General features: G+C 46.4%; 20 protein-coding genes. 17 read left to right on the top strand and 3 right to left on the bottom strand.

The annotated features are described in order from the left end of the window. Nucleotides 1-110: 110 nt before the first annotated feature. The 6 genes from HGO26_RS07235 to purF all read left to right on the top strand — a co-directional run bounded on the left by HGO26_RS07235 (nt 111) and on the right by purF (nt 8688). Nucleotides 111-3542 carry a FimV/HubP family polar landmark protein gene (locus HGO26_RS07235; RefSeq protein ID WP_168824234.1) on the top strand — a complete coding sequence of 1144 codons (3432 nt, stop codon included), beginning with the start codon at nt 111-113 and terminating at the stop codon, nt 3540-3542. Between the two features lie 102 nt (nt 3543-3644). After that, complete coding sequence (gene truA / locus HGO26_RS07230; protein ID WP_028761033.1) at nt 3645-4430, top strand: tRNA pseudouridine(38-40) synthase TruA; 786 nt, start codon at nt 3645-3647, stop codon at nt 4428-4430. 44 nt (nt 4431-4474) lie between these two features. After that, nucleotides 4475-5746, top strand: a complete 1272-nt coding sequence (gene folC / locus HGO26_RS07225; protein WP_168824232.1) for a bifunctional tetrahydrofolate synthase/dihydrofolate synthase — start codon at nt 4475-4477, stop codon at nt 5744-5746. Next, a complete protein-coding gene (locus tag HGO26_RS07220; RefSeq protein WP_168824230.1) occupies nt 5739-6512 on the top strand; it encodes an SPOR domain-containing protein in 774 nt (257 codons plus the stop codon). Before folC ends, HGO26_RS07220 begins: the two co-directional genes overlap by 8 nt. A 115-nt stretch (nt 6513-6627) precedes the next feature. Next, a complete protein-coding gene (locus HGO26_RS07215; RefSeq protein ID WP_028761030.1) occupies nt 6628-7116 on the top strand; it encodes a CvpA family protein in 489 nt (162 codons plus the stop codon). A gap of 57 nt (nt 7117-7173) precedes the next feature. Continuing rightward, a complete protein-coding gene (purF, locus tag HGO26_RS07210; RefSeq protein WP_028761029.1) occupies nt 7174-8688 on the top strand; it encodes an amidophosphoribosyltransferase in 1515 nt (504 codons plus the stop codon). A 126-nt stretch (nt 8689-8814) separates the two neighbouring features. On the opposite strand, the gene HGO26_RS07205 is transcribed toward purF, so the two are convergent. Next, nucleotides 8815-10293: an alanine/glycine:cation symporter family protein gene (locus HGO26_RS07205; protein WP_105252099.1), complete on the bottom strand. Its 1479-nt coding sequence runs from the start codon at nt 10291-10293 to the stop codon at nt 8815-8817. A 267-nt stretch (nt 10294-10560) separates the two neighbouring features. After that, on the bottom strand, nt 10561-10848 hold the full coding sequence (locus HGO26_RS07200) for a hypothetical protein (RefSeq protein WP_113940721.1): 288 nt from the start codon (nt 10846-10848) through the stop codon (nt 10561-10563). A 166-nt stretch (nt 10849-11014) separates the two neighbouring features. Between HGO26_RS07200 and HGO26_RS07195 the strand changes: the two genes are divergently transcribed. Continuing rightward, on the top strand, nt 11015-13114 hold the full coding sequence (locus HGO26_RS07195) for a DNA topoisomerase III (protein ID WP_168824228.1): 2100 nt from the start codon (nt 11015-11017) through the stop codon (nt 13112-13114). 210 nt (nt 13115-13324) lie between these two features. Here the strand turns inward: HGO26_RS07195 and HGO26_RS07190 are convergent, their stop codons facing one another. Beyond that, entirely contained in the window at nt 13325-14614 is a 1290-nt protein-coding gene (locus tag HGO26_RS07190) for an alpha/beta fold hydrolase (protein ID WP_168824226.1), read from the bottom strand. A gap of 255 nt (nt 14615-14869) precedes the next feature. On the opposite strand from HGO26_RS07190, the gene HGO26_RS07185 reads away from it, so the two are divergent. The 10 genes from HGO26_RS07185 (at nt 14870) to HGO26_RS07140 (ending at nt 26050) form a co-directional block, all read left to right on the top strand. Then, nucleotides 14870-15514 carry an MBL fold metallo-hydrolase gene (locus HGO26_RS07185; protein WP_168824224.1) on the top strand — a complete coding sequence of 215 codons (645 nt, stop codon included), beginning with the start codon at nt 14870-14872 and terminating at the stop codon, nt 15512-15514. Nucleotides 15515-15659: 145 nt separating this feature from the next. Further along, nucleotides 15660-17399 (top strand): methyl-accepting chemotaxis protein, encoded by a 1740-nt coding sequence (locus HGO26_RS07180; RefSeq protein WP_028761018.1) that lies wholly within the window; start codon nt 15660-15662, stop codon nt 17397-17399. Nucleotides 17400-17722: 323 nt separating this feature from the next. Further along, complete coding sequence (locus HGO26_RS07175) at nt 17723-18739, top strand: XdhC family protein (RefSeq protein WP_168824222.1); 1017 nt, start codon at nt 17723-17725, stop codon at nt 18737-18739. Then, nucleotides 18739-19521 (top strand): nucleotidyltransferase family protein, encoded by a 783-nt coding sequence (locus HGO26_RS07170; protein WP_247651502.1) that lies wholly within the window; start codon nt 18739-18741, stop codon nt 19519-19521. The genes HGO26_RS07175 and HGO26_RS07170 overlap by 1 nt, the downstream gene beginning before the upstream one ends. A gap of 3 nt (nt 19522-19524) precedes the next feature. Continuing rightward, a complete protein-coding gene (locus HGO26_RS07165) occupies nt 19525-20028 on the top strand; it encodes a (2Fe-2S)-binding protein (protein WP_028761015.1) in 504 nt (167 codons plus the stop codon). 1 nt (nt 20029) lies between these two features. Further along, a complete protein-coding gene (locus HGO26_RS07160) occupies nt 20030-22276 on the top strand; it encodes a xanthine dehydrogenase family protein molybdopterin-binding subunit (protein WP_168824220.1) in 2247 nt (748 codons plus the stop codon). 259 nt (nt 22277-22535) lie between these two features. Next, the gene (locus HGO26_RS07155) at nt 22536-23027 is read left to right on the top strand and encodes a DUF1097 domain-containing protein (RefSeq protein WP_028761013.1); all 492 of its coding nucleotides are present in this window, start codon (nt 22536-22538) and stop codon (nt 23025-23027) included. 104 nt (nt 23028-23131) lie between these two features. Further along, the gene (locus tag HGO26_RS07150) at nt 23132-24583 is read left to right on the top strand and encodes a methyl-accepting chemotaxis protein (protein WP_168824218.1); all 1452 of its coding nucleotides are present in this window, start codon (nt 23132-23134) and stop codon (nt 24581-24583) included. Between the two features lie 485 nt (nt 24584-25068). Further along, on the top strand, nt 25069-25437 hold the full coding sequence (locus tag HGO26_RS07145; protein ID WP_168824216.1) for an SMI1/KNR4 family protein: 369 nt from the start codon (nt 25069-25071) through the stop codon (nt 25435-25437). A gap of 187 nt (nt 25438-25624) precedes the next feature. Further along, nucleotides 25625-26050, top strand: a complete 426-nt coding sequence (locus HGO26_RS07140) for an SMI1/KNR4 family protein (RefSeq protein ID WP_131523523.1) — start codon at nt 25625-25627, stop codon at nt 26048-26050. Nucleotides 26051-26751 lie beyond the last annotated feature (701 nt).

Genomic DNA, 26751 nt, shown 5'->3' with positions numbered 1-26751 from the left:
TGAACAGTAGCAGGGCGGGGATTTCTGGTTTATAGTAATCTCAATAAATACAATTGCCTAAAGCCTGTTATCAGTGAGATAACTTTATAGCGCTTCAAAGGGAAGGATTGATGAAATTTCGCACTTCGTATCTTGTGGGTCTAATGGCCACTGTTTTAGCTGTTTCTTCTACCGCTTATTTTATTGATCCCGCCGTTGCTGCAGATACACCAAGATTAAAACCCTTAAAAATCATGGGGCCAGACGGACAGATCCGTCAAGTTAACCATCAATATGGTCCAACAACATCGAAAGACACTTTTTGGAGCATAGCGCAAAAAGTCCGTCCTGATGCCAGTGTTAGCGTCTATCAGGTGATGGCCGCCTTATACGATGCTAACCCTCATGCGTTTAACTCTGCCAGTTATAATAGTTTAGAACGCGGTATGATCCTGCTCATTCCGTCTAAAGAAGTCATGCTGTCGATCCCCAATCGTATGGCGATAGCCAGAGCAGAGCAAAGTGATAGACAATCTCGGGCTCCGGCGAAAGCAACATCTAAACCGCCAGCTAAGGTGACGACAGCTAAAGCGCCAGTCACGGCTCCTGCGGTGATTGTTGAAACGAAAGTGACACCACCTAAAGCGGTTGCTGAAACACCTGTTCCAGAAAAGCCCAAGATGCTGAGTTCAGATGTGACGGCGCGGTTAGAAGCGGCAGAAAGCAAAAATCTGTCATTAACCGATGAATTAGCCCGCACGCAAGATCAACTGTCAGTGCGCACTTCAGATGTTGAAGCGCTAAAAGTTAAAGTTGAAGAATTAAATCAACGGATTGCGGTGCTGGAAGAAACACTTCAAGCCAGTAAACTACAAAACCAAGCCTTGAAAGCCGAAGTTGAAGCTGCGCAAGTGCCAGAGACGACAGCTGTTGAAGCTGAAGTAGAGGCAGAGGCACCTATTGAGCCCGATGACTTGTGGCGCAATATCCTTAATAGTCCTGTGTTATTGATTGCCGCGGCTGTGATCCCTGCCTTGTTCTTACTGCTTGCTGTATTCTGGTTCCTGCGCCGTAAACGCAATAAAGAACGTCGTGAAATGCAGACACAAGAAGCGGTTATGGCCGCCGGTGCCGCTAGGATTGCGGGTACCGCCATCATGGATATGGATGATGACGATTTAGACGATATGGCGGTACATTTAGATTCTGACCATGCGGACTCCATCGATAGTCTTCTTGATATGGGCAGTGTCGATTTACAACCTGAGCAAGATTTGACTGACTCCCACGATCAGATGGATATGGCTTCTGAAATGTTTGTCGATCCGGGGATCTCTGCCGAACCTGAGGTTGAAGACGAAGGACAGTCTCTTGATGACCTGTGGGCCGAAGCCATGGGCGATCAGGAAGAGGATATTGTTGAGGAGAAACCTAAATCTGGCAATATTCTTGAGGAAGCTGATCTTGATGCACTATTAGCGGGCCTAGGTTCTGACGACAGCACTTCTGAAGACAGCCCCGAAGCCGAAGAGGATTTAAGTGAATTAGAGCGTAACTTTGCGAGCGATTTAGCTCAAGAAGATGACAGTAATGATATTACTTCTAAGCTGAATGATGTTGAAGTCGCAGACACTAAACCTGCCGACGAAGCCATCGCGGATGACGATGATCTTGATGCATTACTTGCCGAGTTTAGCGTTCCTGCTGAAGATATTGAGACTGCACAAGCGCCAGAAGTTGTTGCGTCTGATGATGAAGATCTCAGTGCTGCCATAGCCGCAGAACTCGGTGATGAGCTAGATGATGAACTTAGCGGAGAAGACGTTGATGATATCGATGCCTTATTGGCTGATTTCGATAAACCAACGCCAGCCGCTGAACCTGAAGTCGAGCCTGATCTTGGCGCTGAAATTGCTGCTGAACTAGATGCGGAGCTTAATGAACTGGGCGTAGAAGACACCGATGACATCGATGCCCTGTTAGCCGATTTCGATAAACCTGCAGAACCTGAAGTTGAACCTGATCTCGGCGCTGAAATTGCCGCAGAGCTAGACGCTGAGCTTAATGAACTGGGCGTAGAAGATACCGACGACATTGATGCCCTGTTAGCCGATTTCGATAAACCAGCAGAACCTGAAGTTGAACCCGACCTCGGCGCTGAAATTGCCGCAGAGTTAGACGCTGAGCTTGATGAGCTGGGTGTGGAAGATACCGACGATATTGATGCTCTGTTAGCGGATTTTGATAAACCGACGCCAGCGGCTGAACCTGAAGTCGAGCCCGATATTCGTGCTGAAATTGCCGCTGAGTTAGACGATGAGCTTAATGAATTAGGCGTAGAAGAATCCGATGATATTGATTCGCTACTGGCGAGTTTTGATGCTGAGCCTGAACTCAAAGTCGATGCAGAAGATGATGATATCAGTGCAGAAATCGCCGCAGAATTAGAAGCTTCGTTACCGGAAGACATAAAAGGTGAAGCGTCAGGTGATGATGATTTAGATGCACTCTTAGCTGAGTTTGATGTGCCGGAGCAATTGGATGCCGATGAAGATGAATTCGACTTCGATATGGAAACGGCGCAGCTCGATTCAGAAGACAATTCAGTTGACGAAGATAATTTACTTAAAGGCATTGGTGCGGCTCACTCTATCGATGGCACCGATGATACTTTTACATTAGTCGAGGAATTGAGTGACGATAACGACGCTGATGTATTAGCGACGGCCGCAGTCACTTTGGCCGCAGCTGCAGCCGCGGCCAGTGTTAAAGAAAAAGAATCTTCTTTCTTTAATGATTTAAAAGCCAATAAGAGCAAAGATCCCCATGTGCTCGATTGGGACTCAGAGCTAGATTTTGCGCCTAAGGCTAAGCCTGCGGCAACGCAAGCAGATGTAACGGCTAATGATGTTGAGCCTAAAAAAGATGCCACAGCGCTGGATTATGCTTCTCAAGAGAAGCCCATTAAGGCTACGCGTAACGATATTGATTTTAGTGAAGATTTTAAACTTGATATCAAAGAAGACGCGGATGATTTGGACCTTGAGCAAGGGCTAGACTTAAGTGACGATAATGTGCTCGCCGCTTTTACAGCCAATACAGATTATGACGATGAAGATGTGTTGACGTCGGAAGACAGTTTCTCTCTGGTCGATGATCATAATCTTACCGTCGATGAAGCCTTGGCTGCACTCGATGCCCAGGAGTCACGAAAAGCGCAGAAAAAGTTTGTTCCTGACCATGATTTAACCAGTTTTCAAAATGAAAACGGTTTTATCGACATCGACAAGTTGCTGAATGATGCCGATGAAGAGGGCGCAGATACCGATTTGTATTCGGAAGTTGACGTTGAGATGAGTGATGTCGGTGCCTTAATCGGTGATGCCGCGATGATCGACGTTGATGATGAAGAAAACTCAGTCAACGCTAAGCTGGATTTAGCGCGTGCTTATATCGAAATTGACGACAGCGACAGTGCGAAAGCCCTGCTCAAAGAAGTGCAAATTGACGGTAACGAGCGCCAGCAGGATGAAGCAGGACGTTTGCTCAAAGAGATTAGTTAATCTCGGTTGAGAGTGTTTCAATCTAACGGCGCCTTCAGCGCCGTTTTTTTTATGGGCTGCTGTGATAAAATGCGCCGCTAAATCAATTGTGAGGATAAGTGGATGCGGATTGCATTAGGTATTGAATATGACGGTAATGGTTATTTTGGCTGGCAACGTCAGGCCGAAGTCGATTCAGTACAAGGGCAATTAGAACGGGCGTTATCGATAGTGGCTAATGAGCCTATCGGCGTCTTCTGCGCTGGTCGTACCGATGCGGGCGTGCATGCCACAGGCCAAGTGGTTCATTTTGAAACCAATGCCATTCGTAATGAAGGCGCATGGACCTTAGGGGTGAATGCTAATTTGCCCGACAATATTGCCGTACGTTGGGTCAAAGAAGTCGACGACAGTTTCCATGCGCGCTTTTCGGCCACCGCCAGACGCTACCGCTATGTGATTTATAATCACACTTTTCGCCCTGGGATTTTACGCCATGGTGTAAGCCATTATCACGGCAATATCGATGCTGACAAAATGCACCAAGCGGCACAGGCACTCTTGGGTGAGCAGGATTTTACCAGCTTTCGCGCTGTCCAGTGTCAGTCGAAAACACCGTTTCGTAATGTGCATTGCGTTAATGTCACGCGCCAAGGTATGTATGTGATTGTTGATATCGCCGCGAATGCTTTCTTGCATCACATGGTGCGTAATATTGTCGGTTCATTGTTAGAAATCGGTCTAGGTAATCAGCCACTGACTTGGATGGGCGATTTGCTCGCGTTAAAAGACAGAAACCAAGCCGCAGCAACGGCTAAACCCCATGGACTCTATTTAGTTGATGTGACTTATCCAGAACAATATCAATTACCTAAGCTCGCCCTTGGGCCATTATTCATGTTGGATTGAAAAGATCTTATTTGAGAGATAATCGAATACGAGGATATACGGACATGCTTACAGTACCAGCGTCAAATGCAGCATTGGAACAGTGGTTGGATTATTTGCTATCTATACATCCAACCGAAATCGATATGGGGTTAACCCGTGTCTCTAAGGTCGCGCAAACCCTTGGTCTTTTGGATTTAGGTCCAACCAAAATAGTGACCGTGGCGGGGACGAACGGTAAAGGCACCACCTGCGCCATGCTCGAAAATATTCTGCGCCTATCGGGTTTGACTGTGGGCGTATACAGTTCGCCACACATGCTGAAGTACAACGAGCGAGTGCGTATCAATGGTAGCGATGTCAGTGATAGCGGTTTTGTTACGGCATTTGAGCAAATTGAAGCCGCGCGCGGCGATATTTCTCTGACCTTTTTTGAGTACGCTACGCTTGCAGGCTTGATACTCTTTAAAGCCGCTCAGCTTGACGTGGTTATCTTAGAAGTCGGTTTAGGTGGACGGTTAGATGCTACCAATATTATCGATGCCGACATTAGCGTACTGACGTCGGTCGATTTAGACCATGAAAGTTATCTCGGTAATACCCGTGAGCTTGTGGGCCGTGAAAAGGCGGGCATTTTCCGCCGTGGTAAACCTGCCATTGTAGGTGAACCCAACTTGCCACACACTGTCAATGATGTCGCCAATGAGGTTGGCGCCATCTTGTATCGCGTCGGTAACGAATTCAGTTATCAAGCCCATGGCAATCTGTGGGATTTTCAAGGTCAAGTGCTCAAACTGCACGATTTAGCGTTACCAACTTTGCCATTACCTAATGCGGCGACTGTATTGGCAGTGATTGAACAGGGCTGGCCGGATATCACGCCTCCAATTATTGCTGAGGGTATTAGCACGGCTCGGTTAACGGGTCGATTAGAGCGGGTGAGTGAGCAGCCGTTAGTGTTACTCGATGTTGCCCATAATCCCCATGCGGCGCGTTTTTTGGTACAACAGTTAGCGCCAATCGTTGTAGGTAAGCGCGTGTTCGCCCTTTGCGGCATGCTGAAGGATAAAGATATTGCAGGTGTGTTGCCTGTGATCAATCCACTGATTGACACTTGGTATTTGGTCAGTCTGCACGGTGAGCGTGGCGCGAGTTCGGCCATGTTACGCAAAACATTAGCCACTGAGGCTGCTGCATTTGAGTTTGAGGACATATCTGAGGCTTGGTCTGCATTAAAAGCGCAAATTAACCCAGATGATGTGGTAATTGTGTTTGGCTCCTTTTACACTGTGGCAGGTTTTAAGTCTCAATTTATGCAGGAAGTCAGTTTTGTCTAGCCAGTTTCATAATCGTTTAGTCGGCACTGTAGTGCTGGTTGCGCTTGGGGTAATTTTTTTGCCGGATATTTTGGATGGCAAAAAAGATCGCCAAGAAGAGCAGTTTTCCGAAATTCCTTTGCGCCCGACCGTGATTGAGCAGCAAAAAGCCGACGATGATATGTTTGAAGTCTTGTCGGCCGAGGATGCTGCTGCGCTGAATGGGACTGAGGTCGCCTTAGCCGAAATACCAGTTAATGCTGACAATGAAAAGTCTGCCGTTGCGCCAGTAATCGAAGTCGCAAAGCAAGATGTTAAGAAAGACGTTAAGCCTGATGTTAAAAAAGCAGAGCCTAAGCCTGAAACGAAACCTGAAGCTAAAAAAGAGCCGCCTAAAGCCACTGTAAAAACTGAGCCGGCTAAAAAAGCGGACGCTAAAGCGACTACTGTGGCTAAGGCTGAAAAGCCTAAAGCAGAAACGCCCAAAGCCAGTGCAGCCAAAGAGGATGCCGTTAAAGTGGTCAGCCGTGACAGCTTGAAAAGTGGCTTTACCTTGCAGCTTGGCAGTTTTAACAACGCAACGAATGTTAAAGCCTTGGTTGCACAGCTGCGTAAGAGTGGTTTTAAAGTGTACACTATTCCTGAAAACCCTAAAGATGGCGTATTAACTAAAGTGTTTGTCGGACCCGATGTGTCTGAGGCAAAGCTGAAGAAAGTACAAGTTGAGGTGGAAAACCTCACGCGTCTCAAGGGCTGGATTGTTCCTTTTAATCCCTTAGAATCTTAATGGTGATACAACACTCGAGACTGAAAATGATTTATTTACCTCACTAGGGGTGAGAATCGTTTCAGTCTCTGGTAGAATCGCGCCGTCTTAAAGCCCATGTCGGAAAGCCATCTCAATGGTTTGGATTGATTACGCTATCATATTCGTCATCGGATTATCGACTCTCATCAGTCTGATCCGTGGATTTGCCAAAGAAGCCATGTCCTTAGTGGTATGGTTTGCGGCTTTCTTTGTTGCCAGCCAATTTTACCAAGATCTTGCCGTTCACTTAACGCAAATGAACGATGAGATGCTGCGTAATGGCGTTTCTATTGCCATCCTCTTTATTACCACTTTGGTACTCGGTGCCTTAGTTAACTATATTCTCGGACAACTTGTTGTCAAAACCGGATTATCTGGTACTGACAGGCTTTTGGGCTTGTGCTTCGGTGCTATTCGAGGCGCGCTTATTGTGAGCGCCTTGTTGTTTTTCATGGATGCTTTTACAGGCTCTCCCAACTCCCAATGGTGGAAAGACTCTGTGCTAGTGCCCGAATTTGGCGTTGTTATTCAATGGTTTTTTGACTATTTGGAAAATACCTCCAGCTTTGTACCCAAACTATAAGAAAGAAAATAAAATAATCCTAAGTGATAGAACATCTTACAATGAGGAAGCTTACCCATGTGTGGTATCGTCGGAATAGTTGGCCAATCATCGGTTAATCAGACCATTTATGATGCACTGACAGTGTTGCAGCACAGAGGTCAGGATGCGGCAGGTATTGTGACCATTGATCGTGGTGCTTTCAGACTACGTAAAGCCAATGGTTTGGTTAAAGACGTTTTTGAAGTCAAACATATGCAACGCCTACAAGGTAATGCTGGTATTGGCCATGTGCGTTATCCAACTGCGGGCAGTTCAAGCGCATCTGAAGCGCAGCCTTTCTATGTTAACTCGCCATTTGGGATCTCATTAGCCCATAACGGTAACTTAACCAACACAGTCGAATTAGCCGAAGGGCTGATCAAAAAACGTCGCCACGTGAACACCACTTCGGATTCTGAAGTCTTGTTAAACCTGCTCGCCGACGAACTGCAAAAAACCACGAGTTTGACTCTGACGTCGGAAGAAGTGTTCGATGCGGTCGCTAACGTACACCAACAAGCTCGTGGCGCCTACGCGGTAGTTGCCATGATTATTGGTCAAGGCTTAGTCGCGTTCCGTGACCCATTTGGTATTCGTCCTTTAGTATTAGGTAAGCACGAAACCGCCACTGGCACTGAATACATGGTCGCTTCTGAAAGTGTGGCACTCGATGCAGTTGGCTTTGAAGTGATGCGTGATGTAGCACCGGGTGAAGCGATTTATGTTTCAATTGACGGCCAGCTGTATACCCGTCAATGTGCAGCCGAGCCTAGCTATGCACCTTGTATCTTCGAATTCGTCTATTTTGCCCGTCCAGATTCGACGATCGACAAAGTGTCTGTATATGCAAGTCGCGTCAACATGGGCGCTAAGCTTGGCGAGAAGATTAAGAAAGAATGGTACGATCACGATATCGACGTGGTTATTCCTATTCCTGAAACCTCTTGCGATATCGCGCTGGAGATTGCCCGTTGCATGGACTTACCGTACCGCCAAGGTTTTGTGAAAAACCGTTATATTGGCCGTACCTTCATCATGCCTGGTCAACAGGAGCGTAAGAAGTCAGTGCGTCGTAAGTTGAATGCCATTAACACTGAGTTCAAAGGCAAAAATGTCCTGTTGGTGGACGACTCTATCGTTCGCGGTACGACCTCTGAGCAAATCATCGAAATGGCACGTGAAGCAGGTGCTAAGAAAGTGTACTTTGCCTCTGCCGCACCGGAAATTCGTTTCCCGAACGTGTACGGTATTGACATGCCAACGTCGAATGAGCTTATTGCCCACGGTCGTGATGCCGATGAAATCGCCAAGTTAATTGGTGCTGATGGCATTATTTTCCAAGACTTACCCGATTTAATTGAAGCGGTAAGAATGGAAAATCCTGCGATTAAACGTTTCGAAACGTCTGTATTTGATGGTCACTACATCACGAACGACGTTGACCAAGCGTATTTAGATCACTTGACGCAACTGCGTAATGACGATGCCAAAGCCGATCGAAATAAAGATATCGGCACTAACTTAGAGCTGCATAACGTCTGTCACCCATAAGGATTGTGGGTCATTCAGTATCGTAAAGTTTGTGTCCTTTTTGTTCTAAACGATACAAAAAAGCCAGTGAGAAATCACTGGCTTTTTAATGGCTTATATTTGCTTAACGGAGCATAGTGGTAACGTCTACGTATTTATACGTTGCGCTGTTTCAGTCATTACATTTTCTTCAGCGTGTTTGCGTTCAACCCAGTAATCCGCATTTTTAATACCCAGTTTTACCGGGTCAAAAAGTGGCTCTATGCCGAGTGCTTGCTGTGATTCATAATCTTTTAGGCAAGTGAATGCGGTTTTCCTTAATAGAATAATGGCAATAATATTGAGCCATGCCATGAGTCCAACACCAATGTCACCCATTCCCCAAGCCATATCAGCCGTTTTAACTGTGCCGTATACGGTTGAGCCAATGATCACGACTTTGAGAACGACCATGAACCAAGGATGATTTACTTTACGGTTAATATAGGCAATGTTGGTCTCGGCAATGTAGTAATAAGCCACTATGGTCGTAAAGGCGAAGAAGAACAGTGCGATAGCCACAAAGATATTGCCAAATCCTGGCATCATACTTTCCATTGCCGTTTGTACGTAGCCTGGTCCTGCAGCGACTCCGGCAATGCCGGTATAGAGCGCCGCACCGTCTGGGCCCTGAACATTATACAGTCCTGTAATGAGCAGCATGAAACCTGTTGCAGAGCAAACGAATAAGGTGTCGATATACACAGAAAAAGCTTGAACTAACCCTTGTTTGGCTGGATGGCTTACCGCCGCTGCAGATGAGGCATGTGGCGCTGTACCTTGACCCGCTTCGTTAGAGTAAATACCCCGCTTTACCCCCCACATGATGGCTAAGCCTAAAATGGCACCAAAACCCGCATCAAAGCCAAAGGCACTTTTGATAATTAACCATAAAATACCCGGTAGCTGGCCAATATTTAGCGCTATGATGACACAAGCCACTATGATGTAACCCAGTGCCATAAAGGGGACGACGGCACTGGCAAAGTGAGCGATACGTTTTACACCGCCAAAAATGATAAAGCCAAGAAGCATAGCCAGTATGGCTGCAGTCACATTAGGATCTATGTTGAAAGCGGTTTTTAAACTTGAACCAATCGAGTTAGCTTGTACGCCTGGCAGCAGGATCCCGCAGGCAAATATGGTCGCAATTGCAAATACCCATGCATACCATTTCATGCCTAAGCCTTTTTCAATATAAAAAGCAGGCCCACCACGATACTCGCCATTGATTTTTTCTTTATAGACTTGACCTAAGGTCGATTCAACGAAGGCGGAGCTGGCACCGAGAAAGGCAACCATCCACATCCAAAATAAAGCGCCAGGACCACCAAAGGTGATTGCTGTGGCAACCCCTGCAATGTTACCTGTACCGACTCGACCCGCTAATGTCATCGCGAGTGCTTGAAAAGACGACACTCCCGCATCAGTACTCTTACCATCAAACATCAGGCGGATCATTTCTGGCAGATGGCGCAGCTGTAAAAATCGAGTGCGAAGGGAGAAATAGAGCCCGACACCTAGGCAAAGAAAAATAAGTGCAGGGCTCCAAATTACACTATTGATCGCGTTGACAATCTCATTCATAGACTCCGATTCCTTTATTGTGTTGTTTTAGCAGAGTTTTTAGGTTTACGGTTATTCAACAGATGTTGAGTTAGGACATTCACTGTTGATTAAGACATTTTTTGTAAATATCCAAGATACTCAACATAACTATTTTTTAGGGAGCTTCATAGTTAAAGTGTTAAATATTTGAAACCAATGTGTTTTGAAATTGAGTTTTAGCATGGATAAATAGAGCGGAGGGGCGAGTTAACTCGAAATACGGTAGTGATTTATTATGAATGTCAGTTATCCCATTACCCAAAGTAGCATCCACACGCCGAATAAGCTGCTTAAGCTATGGCGCGTGATTTGGTGGCTGAGTAATAGAGATACACTCACAGCAATAGGAATGACGAGAATGAATCCCCATGCTAACGGCATATCGATGATTTTCATTTGTCCCAGCCAGGTACTGGTGAGCATGCTTATTGCGAGTAACATTAAGCTATGGAATATCAATAACTGATTGAATCTTAATATTAATGCTGGAGTTATTGTCATAGCCTGTCGCGCATTTATTGCAAACTGTCTCATAGTCACTCCTTAGTTATTTAGTGTATCGTATACCTTGTTGAGAATTATTCGCAATTGAATTTACACTTAAGCTTTTACATTTAAGCTCGGTTTACTACAGAAATTTGCACTCAACTGGCGTTTGGGCTAAATTATACTGTAATTATATCCAGTGTTTGGTGTTTGTATGATCCTTTATATCGCAGAGAAACCTAGCCTAGGGCGGGCCATTGCCGATGTATTGCCTAAACCCCATAAAAAAGGCGATGGATTTATCGAAGCCGCCAATGGTGATTGTGTGTCTTGGTGTGTCGGTCACTTGCTCGAACAAGCAGAACCTGATGCCTATAATCCCGAATTTAAGTCTTGGAAATTCGAGCATTTGCCAATAGTTCCAGACAAGTGGCAACTAAAACCTAAGGCTGCGACCCGCAGCCAACTCACAGTGCTAAAACGATTAGTCAAACAAGCCAACACGCTGGTTAACGCGGGCGATCCCGACCGCGAAGGGCAGTTACTCGTGGATGAAGTGATTGCCTATCTTGGCGTGACGGGGGACAAGCTACATCAAACCCAGCGTTTACTGATCAGTGACTTAAACCCACAAGCTGTAAAACGGGCTCTAACGCAGCTACGCAGCAATCGCGAGTTTATTCCTTTATCCACATCGGCCTTAGCTCGCAGTCGTGCCGATTGGCTCTATGGCATGAATATGACGCGTGCGTACACCATCCAAGGTAAAAAGGTCGGTTATCAAGGCGTGTTATCCGTCGGCCGAGTACAAACGCCATTGCTTGGGCTAGTGGTGCGCCGTGATGAAGAGATTGCCCACTTTCAATCTAAGCCTTTTTATGAAGTACTGGCGCATTTGGCGACCGAGAAGCAAGAAACCTTCAGCGCCAAGTGGCAACCTAGCGAAGCTTGTCAGCCTTATATGGATGAAGAAGGACGAGTGTTAGTGAGAGGGTTAGCGCAAAATGTGGTGAGTCGCATCAGTGATAAACCCGCTTTAGTCACTCAATTAGTGGCTAAGGACAAGAAACAGAATCCACCATTGCCCTACAGCTTATCCGCGTTACAGATTGATGCGGCCAAACGGTTTGGTATGAGTGCTAAGGATGTGCTCGATACCTGCCAAAGTTTGTATGAACGTCATAAACTCATTACTTACCCACGCTCCGACAGTCGTTATTTACCCGTTGAGCAACATAACCTTGCGCCTTCGGTACTTAAGGCGATCAGTAGCGGTGCTGCTGAGTTATTGCAAGGTGCTGATGCACCCGATCCCCGTCTTAAATCTAAAGCATGGGATGATAAAAAAGTGGACGCCCATCACGCAATCGTCCCCACAGAGAAGACGGCTAACTTATCTAGCTTGAGTAAGCGTGAGAGGCTGTTATATCTCCATATTGCCCGCCAGTACTTAGCCCAGTTTTATCCGGCTTATTGTTACAGTGAAACCACAGTGCAAGTGACAATCGAGGGGGGCTTATTTAATACCAAGGCGCGTCAGGATAAATCCCTCGGTTGGAAGCAACTCTTTGCCCGCCAAGAGCCTAATGGCAGTAAGGCGAGTGGCAACAAGTCGACGGAAGAAAGCGTAGGTAAGGACGATGAGGAGAATGACGAGTTTATCGGCCAATTACCGCCTTTGAAATTGGGACAGGCTTTGCATTGTACTCGAGGCGAATTGTTGGAGAAAAATACTCAACCACCAAAGGCCTTTAACGATGCCACTTTACTCGGTGCTATGACGGGTATTAGCCGTTATGTGACCGATCCTGAGATCCGTAAAATTCTTAAAGAAACCGATGGATTAGGTACAGAGGCCACCCGTGCAGGTATTATCGAATTGCTGTTCAAACGCGGTTTTTTACAACGCTTAGGTAAATCTATTGTCTCGACAGACGTGGGGAAAGGATTGATTAACAGCTTGCCCGCGAGTGCGACTACGCCGGATATGACAGCGCTTTGGGAAGCGAGTCTGAATGGCATTTGCCATAAAGAAACCTCTTATCAAGCCTTTATGCAGCCACTGCTCGGCACCTTATCCACGCTTATCCAGAATGCAGGCGCACAACTGCCAACCGCGCTTAATGGTTTACAAGGCCAAGGTTATCGTAAAACGGCAAGTAATAAATCCGGTTATCGTAAGTCGCTTTACCGCAAAGCCTCGAGCTCGGCAAAACGGGCAGGCACTGCAAGTACAGCTAAAAGCAGTGTGAAGAAGTCAGTGGCTAGTGCTGGCGCAAGGAGTCGAACACGCAAAATGGCTACAGAGGTTTAATCATCACGAGTGCGTTGTGATTCTGTTGTAGGGGATATTCGACCTTAAGCTATAACGCTTTCATAGCACTGAATTTGGGCAAAAAAAAGAGTAAACCAAAACGGTTTACTCATACGGAAATAGGTCGTTAAAGCTTGCCAAAATCACTCAACTGATGAGGAGCAGGCATATAATCTCAGCATTAACTTAATTAGCCCTTAAAGCTCATATTTATCTTAGGGTGTCGCCTCGGTTTAAGCTGATGAGCTTATCCAGTATGCGTTCTCCATCCATGCGGATGCCGTTGTGCTCATATTCTGATGTTAACCAATACTTTAGCCTGCCAACTTGTTTTGTGGTTTCTAAACTGTATAGCATCTCTACAAACATATCTTCACTGTAAATGGCCGCTGCAACAGGGACTCGGTTTTGTGCCAGTTGCTCTAGATTGTAAAGTGTTGGCCAATCTGATTTATGGGCAAGGATTTCTGCCGCGGCTTTAAGCGGCACTAAGTGACTAAATTGGTCAAACATCCATGGGTATATCATCTCACCTGTGAATAAAAACGGTTTACCTTGTTGATAGTTAAAGGCGGGGAATTGCTGTCTAACCCTGTGTGCCGACCATTGTGAAGCCGAGTGTTGACAGTAGATGGCTTCATGCAACAGGGCAAAAATCGGGTTAGTGTTGTAATCGAGCATTTGACCGAAATGATTTAAAAATAACGGGTTAACGACTGTCCCTGAAGCCGTGTTAATCAATGCTTGTTCAAGCAAATAATAAACCGATTCAGGTCCTTGCTCCATTCCAATATTAATACCCAGCAGTTGCAACATTTCAACCGTGAGGCGTTCACCCGTTGCCAAATACACTTCATTTTCAAGCAAATGTTTTGCTAAGCGAGTGACGAGATGTTGAGCATCGTGGAAGCGTTGGAAAAATTGTTTATTCTTCGCCTGTACGCGTTGATAAGTCGCAAGATAGACGTCGTCGCTGCTACGGGTTAATGACGGTATGCCACCTGTAATATAGGCTTCGCTGACACCTTGAGGGGCGGCGCTTAAATAATGTAATACGCAAAATCCCCCGAAACTTTGGCCAAGAATCGCCCATTTATCGGCGGGGCAAAGTTGGGCACGAATCGTCTCGGCATCACGAATGATATTGTCAGCCCTGAAATGGCTCATATACTCAGCTTGAGCTGCGGGCTCTAAGTGTTGCAGGCTTTGGTAATTAATCGGTGTTGATAAGCCTGTGCCGCGTTGATCGAGTAATAATACCCGATATTCTTTTAATGCGCGGCGGATCCAGCCGCTGTTGCTGGTGGGGCGCATGGCCGCAAATCCAGGGCCGCCTTGAAAAAATACGATATAAGGTAGTTTTTTATCTTTGTTTTCTGGGCTACAGAGTTCTCTGGCAAACACTTGGATTTGCTCTGCAATTGGATTTTGATAGTTGAGGGGCAAGGTAAAAGTGTGTTTCTTCGCCAGCACTCCGGCGAGAATAATATCGGGTTTCATCAAACAACCTTAATGGCAGAGGATAATGTTATTGTGATTGGCAGATTGTATACCCAAATAAGCTGAAGATGCAGTAACCTAGGCTACCTGAAACGCGTATCTTCAGCTAACTTGGGTATAGACAAAATAGTTTATGTCGTAAGCTAGGATTATTTGATTAGCTTTTGGTGAAGATCAATTTTTTGGATACAAATTTGAGCCATGATGAGTTTCTTAGCGTAATCTATCGCTTATGGATAACACGAGATTGAAGCTATGAAGTATCAGATTATTCCAGTGACACCTTTTCAGCAAAATTGCAGCTTGATCTGGTGTGAAAAAACCAAGCGTGCTGCGGTTGTGGATCCCGGCGGGAATATTGACAGGATCCAAAACGAAGTGGCGAAACTTGGACTCGTTCTAGAAAAAATCCTCCTTACCCATGGGCATATCGATCATGTCGGTGGTGCAAAAGCCCTAGCGAAAGCCGCTAATGTGCCGATTATTGGCCCGCATATTGCCGATAAATTCTGGATTGATAACTTACCTAAGCAAAGCCAAAATTTTGGTTTTCCCCATTGCGATGCCTTTGAGCCGGATCAATATCTACAGGATGGCGATATTGTTAAAGTGGGCGAACAAAGTTTATCTGTGCTGCATTGCCCTGGGCATACGCCGGGACACATTGCACTTTTCTCTGCCCAATCTAAGTTGGCGTGGGTGGGTGATATTTTGTTTCGAAGTTCTATCGGCCGTACCGATTTTCCCCAATCAAATCATCAGGATTTAATTCACTCGATCACCGAAAAACTGTGGCCCTTAGGCGCCGAGGTTGAATTGATTCCTGGGCATGGTCCTATGTCGACCTTTGGCGAAGAGCGCGAGCATAACCCCTTTGTCGCGGACCAACTTTTACTGTAATTGAGACGCCATTCAGCATTGCTTGATTTGTGAGCGATAATCACTCGCAAATCAAATGATTATTTCAACTAATAAACCAACCTTTTTTATGTTTTCTGTTTTTCCTTCTAGACTTAAAGCAGTTCTTCCGTCTACTGGGGTAAGTATGAAAACAAAAACAATGATGAGCGTGGTATTTTCGACCATAGTCGCGAGTGCCGTGATTTCTGCGGTATTGAGCTTCAATGTTAAGTCTAAAATCGATCTCTTTAATGATGCGGCTAGCGTCCGATATCAGTCCTATCAAGTCGCCGATGAGTTAAGACAAAGTTCCGATGACCTAACGCGTCTCGCTCGAACTTACGCTGTTACGGGTGATGAAAAATACGAAAAAATGTATATGGATATTTTGGCTATCCGTAATGGTGAGAAGTCTAGACCTGAAAAATATCACCAGATTTACTGGGATTTGGTGCTGAGCTATGGCGATAAGCCAAAGCCCGACGGTGCTAGCATTGCGATAAACACGCAAATGAAGTCCCTCGGTTTTTCTGATGAAGAATTCCGTTACCTTGAACAAGCTCAGCAAAACTCAGATGCGTTAGTCGCACTCGAAGTGAAAGCCATGAATGCCGTCAAAGGTATTTTTATGGACCCCAACACCCAAACTTACACGATCAAAGGTGAGCCTAACTTAACTATGGCGAGGGAGTTATTACATAGCGACCAATACCACAGAGAAAAAGCTAAGATCATGCAGCCGATTGATGAGTTTTTTACAGCATTGGATAAACGTACCGATGGTGATGTGAATAACCGACTCGACTCCCTGCATGCAGCATTAAACTGGTCCCAACTGGTGTTATTTATCGTGATTTTAGCCGCCGTTGGCGGATTTATTATCGTTAAAAGCAGGATTGTGACTCCCTTAGTGCAGACCTGTGTTGAATTGCTCGATATTCAGCGCTCTAAAAATCTTGCGCGGCGGATCTCTGTTACGACTCAGGGGGAAATTGGCGAAATCGTTAATCAAATCAACTTGTTTATATCCTCCCTTGCCAGTTCATTATCGACGACGGATGGCATTGCAAAAGAGGTGGCTGATTTAGCTAAGCAAACTAAAGCATCCATTCAAATTTCGCGTGAAAGCTCAAATCGGGTGGCGAGAGAACTGGACGCCAGCGCCAGTGCGATGGAAGAAATGACCACGACCTTAGTGCATGTGAGTGAGAGCACTTCGAATGCTGAAAGCCGCGCCGCCGAAAATGAAACGCATGTCACTGTAGGTAAACAGACAGTATCGGAAGCGTTGAAAGCCATGTCGGTATTAGAAACTGAGTTTAGGAATACTCAAGACTCTATGTCACATCTAGTGAACGAAAGTACCCAAGTCAGCAATGTGTTGAGTGTGATTAAGGCAATTGCTGAGCAAACGAATTTGCTGGCACTGAATGCCGCGATTGAAGCCGCACGGGCCGGTGAGCAAGGACGAGGCTTCGCTGTGGTAGCTGATGAGGTTCGATCATTAGCCCAGCGCACTCAAGATTCCACCAAGGAAATCGATGATATTGTCGCAAGCCTTCAAAGCCGTACCAATCAAGTGGGTACATCTGTGACTCAAGCGGCGACGCTAATGCAAAAGGCAGGGGTAGAACTGCAACGTATCGTGGCAGTATTTGAGGATATTCGCCATAGTACGGAAGCGATTCATGGGATCAATACTCAGGTTGCCGCTTCAACCGAAGAACAATCCTTGGTTTCTAAAGAAATCGCTTCGAGCATGATGGTGATCCGCGATAATTCCCGTGAAGTATCACAGATTATCGAACAGATTGAATCGACATCCATTAGTCTAGACAACCAATCCCAGATACTGCGCACTAAGGCGGGCGAATACCAGTTTTAGATGAAATGTGGTTGATTTGCGAACAAACACCACTCAAGACATGGACGTCAATTCTTCCTCTTTAACTTCCCCTGAACATATTTTATGCTTCAACACTTTTTGAAATCTATTACTCCTTTCAATACGCACACGCCTTTGCTAACTTGGTTGTCCATATGTTTAATGCGAGCGTTTGACGAAGCGGTTTTATTTGCTGATAAAACTTGCGTCAAGCTTTGATGACAAATAGACGTCGATAGCTGCGTTATTAACGGTTGATAGTTTCAATAGCGATAAGCGCATTAAATCTTTTAAATCTCCCTAACCCAATGGAGTCCTTGCGGATGGATCACCAAATCGAAGATTTACTAGAGCATTGGCTACCACTGGCGGATGACGCTTGGGTGCTTGCGGTGATCACCCAAATTCAAGGTTCGGCCTATCGTAAACCCGGTGCCATGATGTTGTTCCATGAGTTTGGTCAAGGCGTGGGTATGTTAAGTGGCGGCTGTTTAGAAGCCGATTTACGTCGCCATGCTCAAAATGCCATGCAGACTAAGCAAGTCATGTGCGTCACCTATGATGCAAGCGATGAGTCCGATGCCAGCTATCGACTCGGTTGTGGTGGCATAGTAGATATCATGTTGATCCCTCTGCTAAAAGAGAATCATGATCTTGGCTTAGTTGAGCTAGTGCAGGCATTTCGCCACGGTCGGTCGGGTTTTTACCAATTGCCTTTAGTCAAAGCAGGGACGGATGCGCGCCAGTATCACGCTGCGTTTTATTCTGAGGAGTTGACGCCATTCCCCGCCAGCGATTTTGTACGCACGGGCGTCTTCACCCAAGACGCGGGAGAATCACTGATTATTCCCTTGAGACCAAGATTCCATCTTGGGATCTTTGGCGGTGGTATCGATGCTAAGCCTGTTGCCGCCATGGCCCACACTTTAGGTTGGCAAGTGACTGTTTTCGATGGTCGTACCGCCTATGCCAGAGCGGCGGATTTCCCCCATGCCCATATAGTGAAACTGACCGCGGGGGAATTAACCGCGAATCATATCGCTCAATTGGATTGCGCCGTGGTGATGAACCATAACTTGGGCTTAGATGCTGCGGCATTAAAGGTTATTCAAGCGCATCCGCTAGCCTATATCGCCTTGCTTGGTCCCGCCCATCGACGGGATAAAGTGCTTGGAATGGCAGGGCTCAGTGCTGAATCTTTTACTGGGGTATTTTCTGCTCCCGCGGGGCTTGCCCTTGGCGGCGAGTTACCGAGCGCAGTGGCGTTAAGTATTTTGGCCCAGTGCCACGGCGTGCTCCATGGCGCAACCTTAAAACATCTCGATGAGATAATGCGTTGATGACGTTGCCGCCAGTGCAAAAGCCCACTGCGCTAACGTCGACACTGCCCGGTTCGAGACAGCCCAGTTCGGCAGTGCCAAAGTCGGCAGCGCAGGCGCCATGCTCATCCAAGCGGCTGCTGATTGTGGTACTTGCGGCCGGCGAGAGTAAGCGCTTTGACGGGGTAAAGTTAGCGCAACTTCTACCATCACATAGCGCTACGAAAATTCGCGAACAAACCATCATTAACACTCATGTTGAGCGTTTACAGCAGCTTAGTTGCCAAGATTTAGGTTTGGATCGCAAAGACGCTCATTCGCTCCAGCATACGCCTTTGTTAATCATACTCGGTGCTCATCAGCACATATTGCAGCCATTATTAGTCGAGCTTCATTCTCGCCAACCCTTTGATATTTTAGTTAATCCACAGTGGCAAACAGGCTTGGCATCCTCAGTGAGTTTGGCGGCAAGCTATGCCAAGGAACAGGGCTTTGATGCCATGTTGCTGACTCTCGCTGACCAAGTGGCCTTGAGTGCAGACGATTATCGACAACTGATTTGGACATGGCATGAAACCGGTAAAGACGTTGCCGCCCATTATTTGGATGATTTAGGCGTACCTGCTATTTTTAATGCCTCTACATTACCGCAGTTCACTCACTTGAGTGGTGATCGCGGGGCGAAATCGATTCTAAAACAACAAGCACAGCAGGGAGCGTTAGTTGCTATAACACTACCCCGCGCCGCAATTGATATTGATACCCAAGCCGATCTTGCGTCGTGGTTGGCACTTAAGGAGTGAGTTATGGCAGAAGTATTATCAACCACTGCAGTTATCAAGGAAGCCAGTACCGCCGCTTCCACCCAAACACTTTTCATCAACGGTAAATCATTTACCTTAGATGCCGATCCTAAAATGCCAATCCTGTGGGCGTTACGGGATATTTTAGGGCTCACGGGCACTAAATATGGTTGTGGTGCAGGGCTATGCGGTGCTTGCACTGTGCATTTAGACGGCCAACCTGTGCGCGCCTGTTTAACCAGTTTGGGGCAGGCACAAGGAAAACGTCTGACAACAATTGAAGGGCTGGATAATCAAAAGCTTAAAAATGCATGGGCCGAACATAACGTGCCCCAGTGCGGCTATTGCCAAGCGGGACAATTGATGTCGGCTGCGGCGTTAGTGGCGCAGCATCCGAAACCTTCTGAAGCACAAATCAACTCGGCCATGTCGGGGAATATCTGCCGCTGCGGCACATATCCGCGGATTAAAGCGGCACTGCAAAACTATGCCAAACAGGAGGGCTAATATGAGTACTTTTACTGCCGTAGAAAATATCAGCCGCCGCGATGTGTTAAAACTGTTTGGCGCAGTGGGGGGCGGATTAGCATTAGGGGCGAGCGGACTAACATGGAGCCCCATGGCGCTGGCGCAGGATAAAGAAGCGCGGTTGAATCTGTTTATTGCCATTGGTGAAGACGACAAAGTGTACCTGACTTGCCATCGCTCCGAGATGGGACAAGGGATCAGAACCAGTATTCTGCAAGTCTTAGCCGAAGAGTTAGAAGCGGATTGGGATAAAATCGTCCCCATTCAAGGCTTAGCTGATAAACGTTATGCCAGCCAAAACACAGACGGTAGCCGCAGTATTCGCGAAAATTACGACCGCATGCGTCAGATGGGGGCGATGGCAAGAACTATGCTAGAGCAAGCCGCCGCTGCGCGCTGGCAAGTTCCGGTGAGCGAGGTGCATACCGCCAGCCATAAAGTGCTGCATGCTAAATCTGGCCGTTCAGCCAAGTTCGGTGAGTTAGCGTTAGCCGCATCAGAGCAGCCAGTTCCTGCCGTTGAGTCATTAACCTTTAAAGAGGTTAAAGATTTCAAGCAGATTGGCGCATCACGCCAAATCGTTGATATGGATGCCATGTTAAGCGGCAGCGCGATTTATGGTTACGATATCAAACTCGAGGGCATGCTCTACGCCAGCATCATGCGCCCGCCCGTGCTCGGGAGCGATGTGGCAAGCTTTGACGATACCGCAGCGCGCAAAGTGGCCGGTGTCGTGGATGTGTATCGTTTGCCAACCGCTAAGGGCGCACCTGCTTTTCAGGCTTTAGGTGGCGTTGCAGTAATCGCCACAAACACTTGGAGTGCCCTCGAAGGCCGCAAAGTATTAAAGGTCACTTGGACTCAGGCCGACAACAGCCAGCATGATTCAAGCCTCTATTTGAAAGAGTTGGTCGAGCGAGTACAGCAAAGCGGTAATGTCGTGCGCCAAGCTGGTGATGAGATCAAAAACTGGCCCGAGGCGAATACGTTAAAAGCGGTTTATACCGTGCCTTATTTAATTCATTCTTCTATCGAGCCGCCCGTTGCTACTGCCCATGTGACTGAAAAGGGCTGTGAAATCTGGGCATCGACCCAAACTCCGCAAAGTACTCAGCAAAATGTGGCCGCAGCGCTGGGTATGGAAGAAGATGCGATTAAAGTGAATGTCACCTTATTGGGTGGTGGTTTTGGGCGTAAATCTAAACCAGATTTTAGCGTTGAGGCCGCGCTGTTATCGAAGCAATTCAAGCGTCCAATTAAGGTGAGTTGGAGCCGCGAAGATGAAATTCAAAACGGTTATTACCATGCTATCAGCGCCCAGTCCTATCAGGCACTGTTTGATGCCAGCAACAAACCGACCGCTCTTTTAGCCCGTACGGGATTCCCATCGATCAGTTCAACCTTTGCTGAAGGGGTGGAATATCCCTCTGGTGGTGAGTTGGATTTAGGCTTTGTGGATGTGCCCTTTGCTTTGCCGAATTTAAGATACGAAGCGGTAAAAGCGCAGGCGCACAGCCGTATTGGTTGGATGCGCTCTGTGTGTAACATTCAGCACAGTTTTAGTGTTGGCAGTTTTGTCGATGAAATGGCTCATAGGGCACAAGTCTCTTGCCCAGAAATGTGGCGTGGTCTGTTAGGGAAAGCAAGGCGTGAGACCTTTAGCGATCAACAGTTCACCTACGGCAACTATGGCGAAGAGCTCAATCGTCATCCCGTGGACGTCAGTCGCTATTTTGGGGTAATCGACGCGGTCGAAAAAGCCCAAGCTAAGGCGCCCAAGGCGGGCAAAAATCAGGGCTGGGGTTTTGCTGTACACCGCAGTTTTGTGAGTTACGTCGCTGTGGCTATGTTGGTGGAAGTGAGTGAGGATAAACAGCTTAAAGTGCTGAATGCCATCGCAGCTATCGATGCGGGCACGATAGTTAACCCTGATAGGGTAAAAGCACAGACAGAAGGCGCGATTGTGTTCGGCCTGAGTTTAGCCTTGATGGGGGAAATCACTTACAAAGAGGGCAAGGTGCAGCAATCGAATTTCCACGATTATCCTTTGCTGCGACTTCCCCAAACTCCCGATATGGAGATCATCATTATTGCATCCGATGCGCCGCCCGCAGGCGTGGGTGAGCCGGGTGTGCCGCCCGTTGCCCCGAGTTTAACCAATGCGATTTTTGCGGCGACGGGGCAGAGGATCCGCGATCTTCCCGTGAATAAACTATTGCGAGTGTAAGTGTCGGCAAGAGGGTTAACTGAAAGCCGTTTGAACAAAAAAGCGCCTAATAAGCGCTTTTTTCGTTTTTTTACCACAAAAAATTTGCTTGTTAGCGATTTTACGGGCATTAATGCCGAAAATTAGCAATAGATCAGGTTTTTGTTACCAAAATAGAGGTAATTTAACCAATATGTTTACCCAAGCTACCTCAAAATACACATTTTAGAGCGCCCAAGGGTATAAACTTCCGTGAATAGAATTACTAAAGGGGTCATCCATGGAAAATCGTTGGCAAGTCGCTATTTCTGCCGGCCTATTGGCGGCTATTTGGTGTGGCGTCGCAGATGCTTTTCATCTGGTCACTTGGATCGGCTTTTTAGGTTGTAGCACTTTTTTTGCTCAACCTAAGGCTGGCTTTCAGGGCGTGATGATGGCGTGGTGCACAAACCTGTCCGGTGTATTTTGGGCTTGGCTCATTATCTCGGGTAGCAGCTTTTTTATTTCGCCCGTATTTGGGTATATTTTTACCGGCATAGCCACTTCGGCCATGTGTTTACAGGCAAGTTATCAAAAGCTTAGCTTTATTCCAGGCGCATTTATTGGCTGTTGCACTACCTTTGCTATGGCGGGTGATGTGGCCAATGTCGTGCCGTCGTTGATCATTGGTGGCTTATTAGGTTTTAGCATGAGCCTGTTAACGGGGCAGTTGGTTACTCTGACACAAAAGTGGTCTGCTGCCACACGTAACCAAGTTGCTAGCGCGGATTAGCATAATACCTGCTCAGATCTTATGACTGACATAGTTGTCGTGGCAATCTGAGCTATACTGCTGATTTAGTGCCAAATAGCATTTTGTTCTTAGGAATTATCAAGATGAAACAAATCCAGTTTCGTACCATTGATGCCATATTGATCAAGTTCAGTCTCAACGGAAAGTTTTGGGTAGTGTGTTCTATGGTGGCGCTGATCACGGCCGCCGTGGCGCTTGTCAACTATCAATATGCGCATCGTAACCTTGAGCAGGCCTCTATCGCTCGGGTTCAAGCTAGCGTCGATACCTTAGCGCAAGTTGCAACGGCGCAAAAGCTAGAAGCTGACGCCTTATCTCAATTTGCCAGCCAATACGGGTTAACTGTAACTTCAAGGCAAAGTGATGCGCAACGTCAAGGGGATAAAGTGACGGCCAGCGCCAGTGTGTCAGGCCAAGCCTTACAACTGACGCAGAATGTCCATGAGTGGGAAGCCGATGCGCGTAGCGATGCTAACTTTATGTTTTGGTTAGCATTAGTGGGCTTGTTGCCTTTATTCCAACTGAGTTACTGGATTTCGACTTCACTCGGTGGTGGATTATGGGACATGTACTTAGCCATCAAACGCTTAGCAGATGGTGATTTGAGCTTTAGATTAAACTTCTTTGGTACTGACGATTTCAGTTTGATAGCCCGGGAAATCGATCGCTGCGCCGACAATATGAGTGAAATGGTGTCAGCTATTGGCAAAAATGCACAGACCTTATCATTGGCATCCGATGAATTTAATCAACAGGCGGCCACCAGTGATAAACTGATTGGGTTCCAACATCAATTCCTCGATTCCGTTGCCGTGGCGATGGCGCAGATGACCTCCGCGATTGAAGAAGTCTCTGTTAATGCGAGTAATACTTCGTTGCAAACCAAGGAAAATTCAACCCAAATGTTGGCCAGTCGTGGGCGTATTAGCCACACAGTGGAAAGTATTGGCTTACTCTCAACTAAGATTGGCGCGGCGTTTTCATCGGTGGAACAATTGTCTAAGGATGCGGCGAGTATCGATGCTGTAGTCACAACCATTAACAGTATTTCCCAGCAAACCAATTTGTTAGCCTTAAATGCGGCCATTGAAGCGGCCCGTGCCGGTGAGCAAGGTCGTGGCTTTGCTGTGGTAGCCGATGAAGTGCGTACTTTAGCGGGTCGAACTCAACAGGCCACGGTAGAAATTCAGGCCATGATTGAAGGCTTACAATCTGGCACGACTCGTTTATCTAGTATTACCATGGAGATAGTCGATCAGGCCGATGAAGGTCGCAGTGCGATTATCGCCGTCGGTGATGATGTTCAAGGTATGGCGCAATCGGTCAATGCGGTATTTGATATGAGCAGCCAAATTGCCGCCTCGGCGGAAGAGCAGAGTGTCGCCGCTCGCGACATTGCCGGACAATTGAATGAAATCCGCCATCAGTCAGAAACTATCAAACAAACAGCCCAGCGCAGTGTGACCTTAGCTAATGATCTGCACCATGCCTCGGTCGAGTTAGATGGCATTTTAAAGCAGTACCGCACGAGTTAATGTGTCACCTTTAATGTGAGTCGTCGGCATGGGGTGTTGAGCAATAACGCCCGATACTGAGTCTCATGTTAAGTAGTAACGTATCATCAGACAATGGCGGAAATCGTAGATTTCCGCCATTTTAATTTGGAAGTACCCAAAGAACTATTTAGTTATATTGCCCCATTCCGTTCTATCAGCGTGACATTATCTAAATTGACGGTCATAGATTTCAGGGGAGAAAGTCATGTCTGAAAATGTCCTTTTTGCGGAGGGTATTTCACTGTGGTTGGCGGTGGAAATCTGTGTTTTGTAAAAATAGAATTTGGGGAAATTGATGGTTTCTATATGGCTGATTGTGTTAACCTTTATCGGAAATATTTAAGAAAAATATCAAGCAATTTTAAATTGTTTGTTGATGATAAACGTTCACCAGAGTATCACTTGTTCGCCTCGGTCAATTAAAATTGGCTTGGGACGCCGCTTAACGTTAGGCAACAATAATTATGAATAACGATCCATTTCGAAACCCGACAGATACCGAAATAGCTAGCGCAGAAAGCAAACTGGGCATCAGTTTTCATGACGACTACCGATCATTTTTGAAGTCTGGCAGCGATGTTGCAAACGCTACCTTTGAGCCTGCGGTAATTTTACCCGGCTCTGGCCATCTTGATATCTTTGACATTGCTGAAACAGCCTGGAATGTCATGGGTCTTCCAAGAGACCTTTTGCCATTCATCGAGGATAATGGCGACTATTTCTGCATAGCAAAGACGGGTGAGATAATTTATTGGTCTCACAACGGCAGCACTATGGAAGAATGGCCGAATCTTTCTGCATGGCACAAGCAGGTTTGTGTAGACCTTGAGTAACTGTGATAGCCTAAATAGTGGTTAAAATCGTTCGCTCCGCTCTCAGTGATGGGTTAAAGCCTGCCCCTTAGCCAAACGTTAACCCATACAAGCATTTAAAGCGGGACTGCTAACAGTTTGCTCGACTTCGCTTCGCTACACAATTTTAGCAAACGATTATCAGCCCCTTAAATGGGCGTTAAGCATTATGAGCAAATATCGAGATAAATTCGAATATCCGGAAAATCCAGCAAGTGCTGAAGAAATTCAGGCTCTTGAGAAATGGTTAGGAACAGATCTTCCGAGTGAGTATAAGAAGTTCTTGCTTGAAACTAATGGGGCAGAAACTCCGATTGGCGTGCAAGAACCAGATGACTCAGTTGTGCTCTGGAGCGCTAAAGAGATATCCGAATTAACAGAAGCCTATTGCTACGAGCAATACTTGCCTGGCTTGGTTGCTATTGGTTCAGATGGTGGGGGAGAGTCAATTGTCTTCGATACCACACATAATATAAGCTCAGAAGACTGGCCAGTTTATAGGGTACCTTTCGGCGATTTAACGAAAGAGTCTATGGTATTGTTGGCGGAAAATTTCAATGAGTGGGTTTCCAGTGGTTATTCGCTCAAGTTCTAAAATGTTTAACAAGGCCAGTCAATCTGACCTCCGTAAACTGTCTTCTTTTTTGCAAAAAGACGTAAAAAAGCTTCCAACTCACTCCGGCAGTTGCTGGCGGCGTTATGTTTAAAGCGGTAGAAATTAGAAAGAGGGCATCAATATGTCAGGAGAGCGAATATCGGGTGATGGAGAACGAGAACGATGTCCTGTACATGGGCATACGAGAAGGCTATCTAGCAAAGAAATTAATGAGATTAAGCACGCTGTAGAAGTTGCTAACTCACAAGCTAAACGTAAGGGCGTTACACCTAAAGATCCTCAAATTGGTCTTTTCAGTTGTAAATGTAATTGCTTCTATGTGAAAGTTGAATAATGGTCAATCAATATGTTGATAGTATTATTAGAATTCGAACATAACAAATTGCTGCATCTGACATTTTTCCGTTCCTTCTTTTTTGTTTGATAACACAAAAGCTTCTACTCCAAAAATGCAGCTGAGCAAGGCGTTACACCATAGAAATTTCTATGCGAAATTCACCTGTTATAGCTGATGACCTAATACGCTTTTGTCCCAAAGCATGCTACCTATTTCTTTAAAAACAAACAGGTTTCGCCAATGCTAAACAGGTGAGCCTTGGTGATTTGCGAGACTACCTTCCGCCCCATGGCCGCTCTTTGGCGTCCATGCCATCGCGGCATTTGTGAATCCTTTCACATCA

Source organism: Shewanella oncorhynchi, assembly GCF_012584455.1.
Lineage (GTDB): Bacteria > Pseudomonadota > Gammaproteobacteria > Enterobacterales > Shewanellaceae > Shewanella > Shewanella oncorhynchi.
The sequence above is the reverse complement of the archived record's forward strand: the minus strand, read 5'-3'. Positions and strand labels throughout refer to the sequence as shown.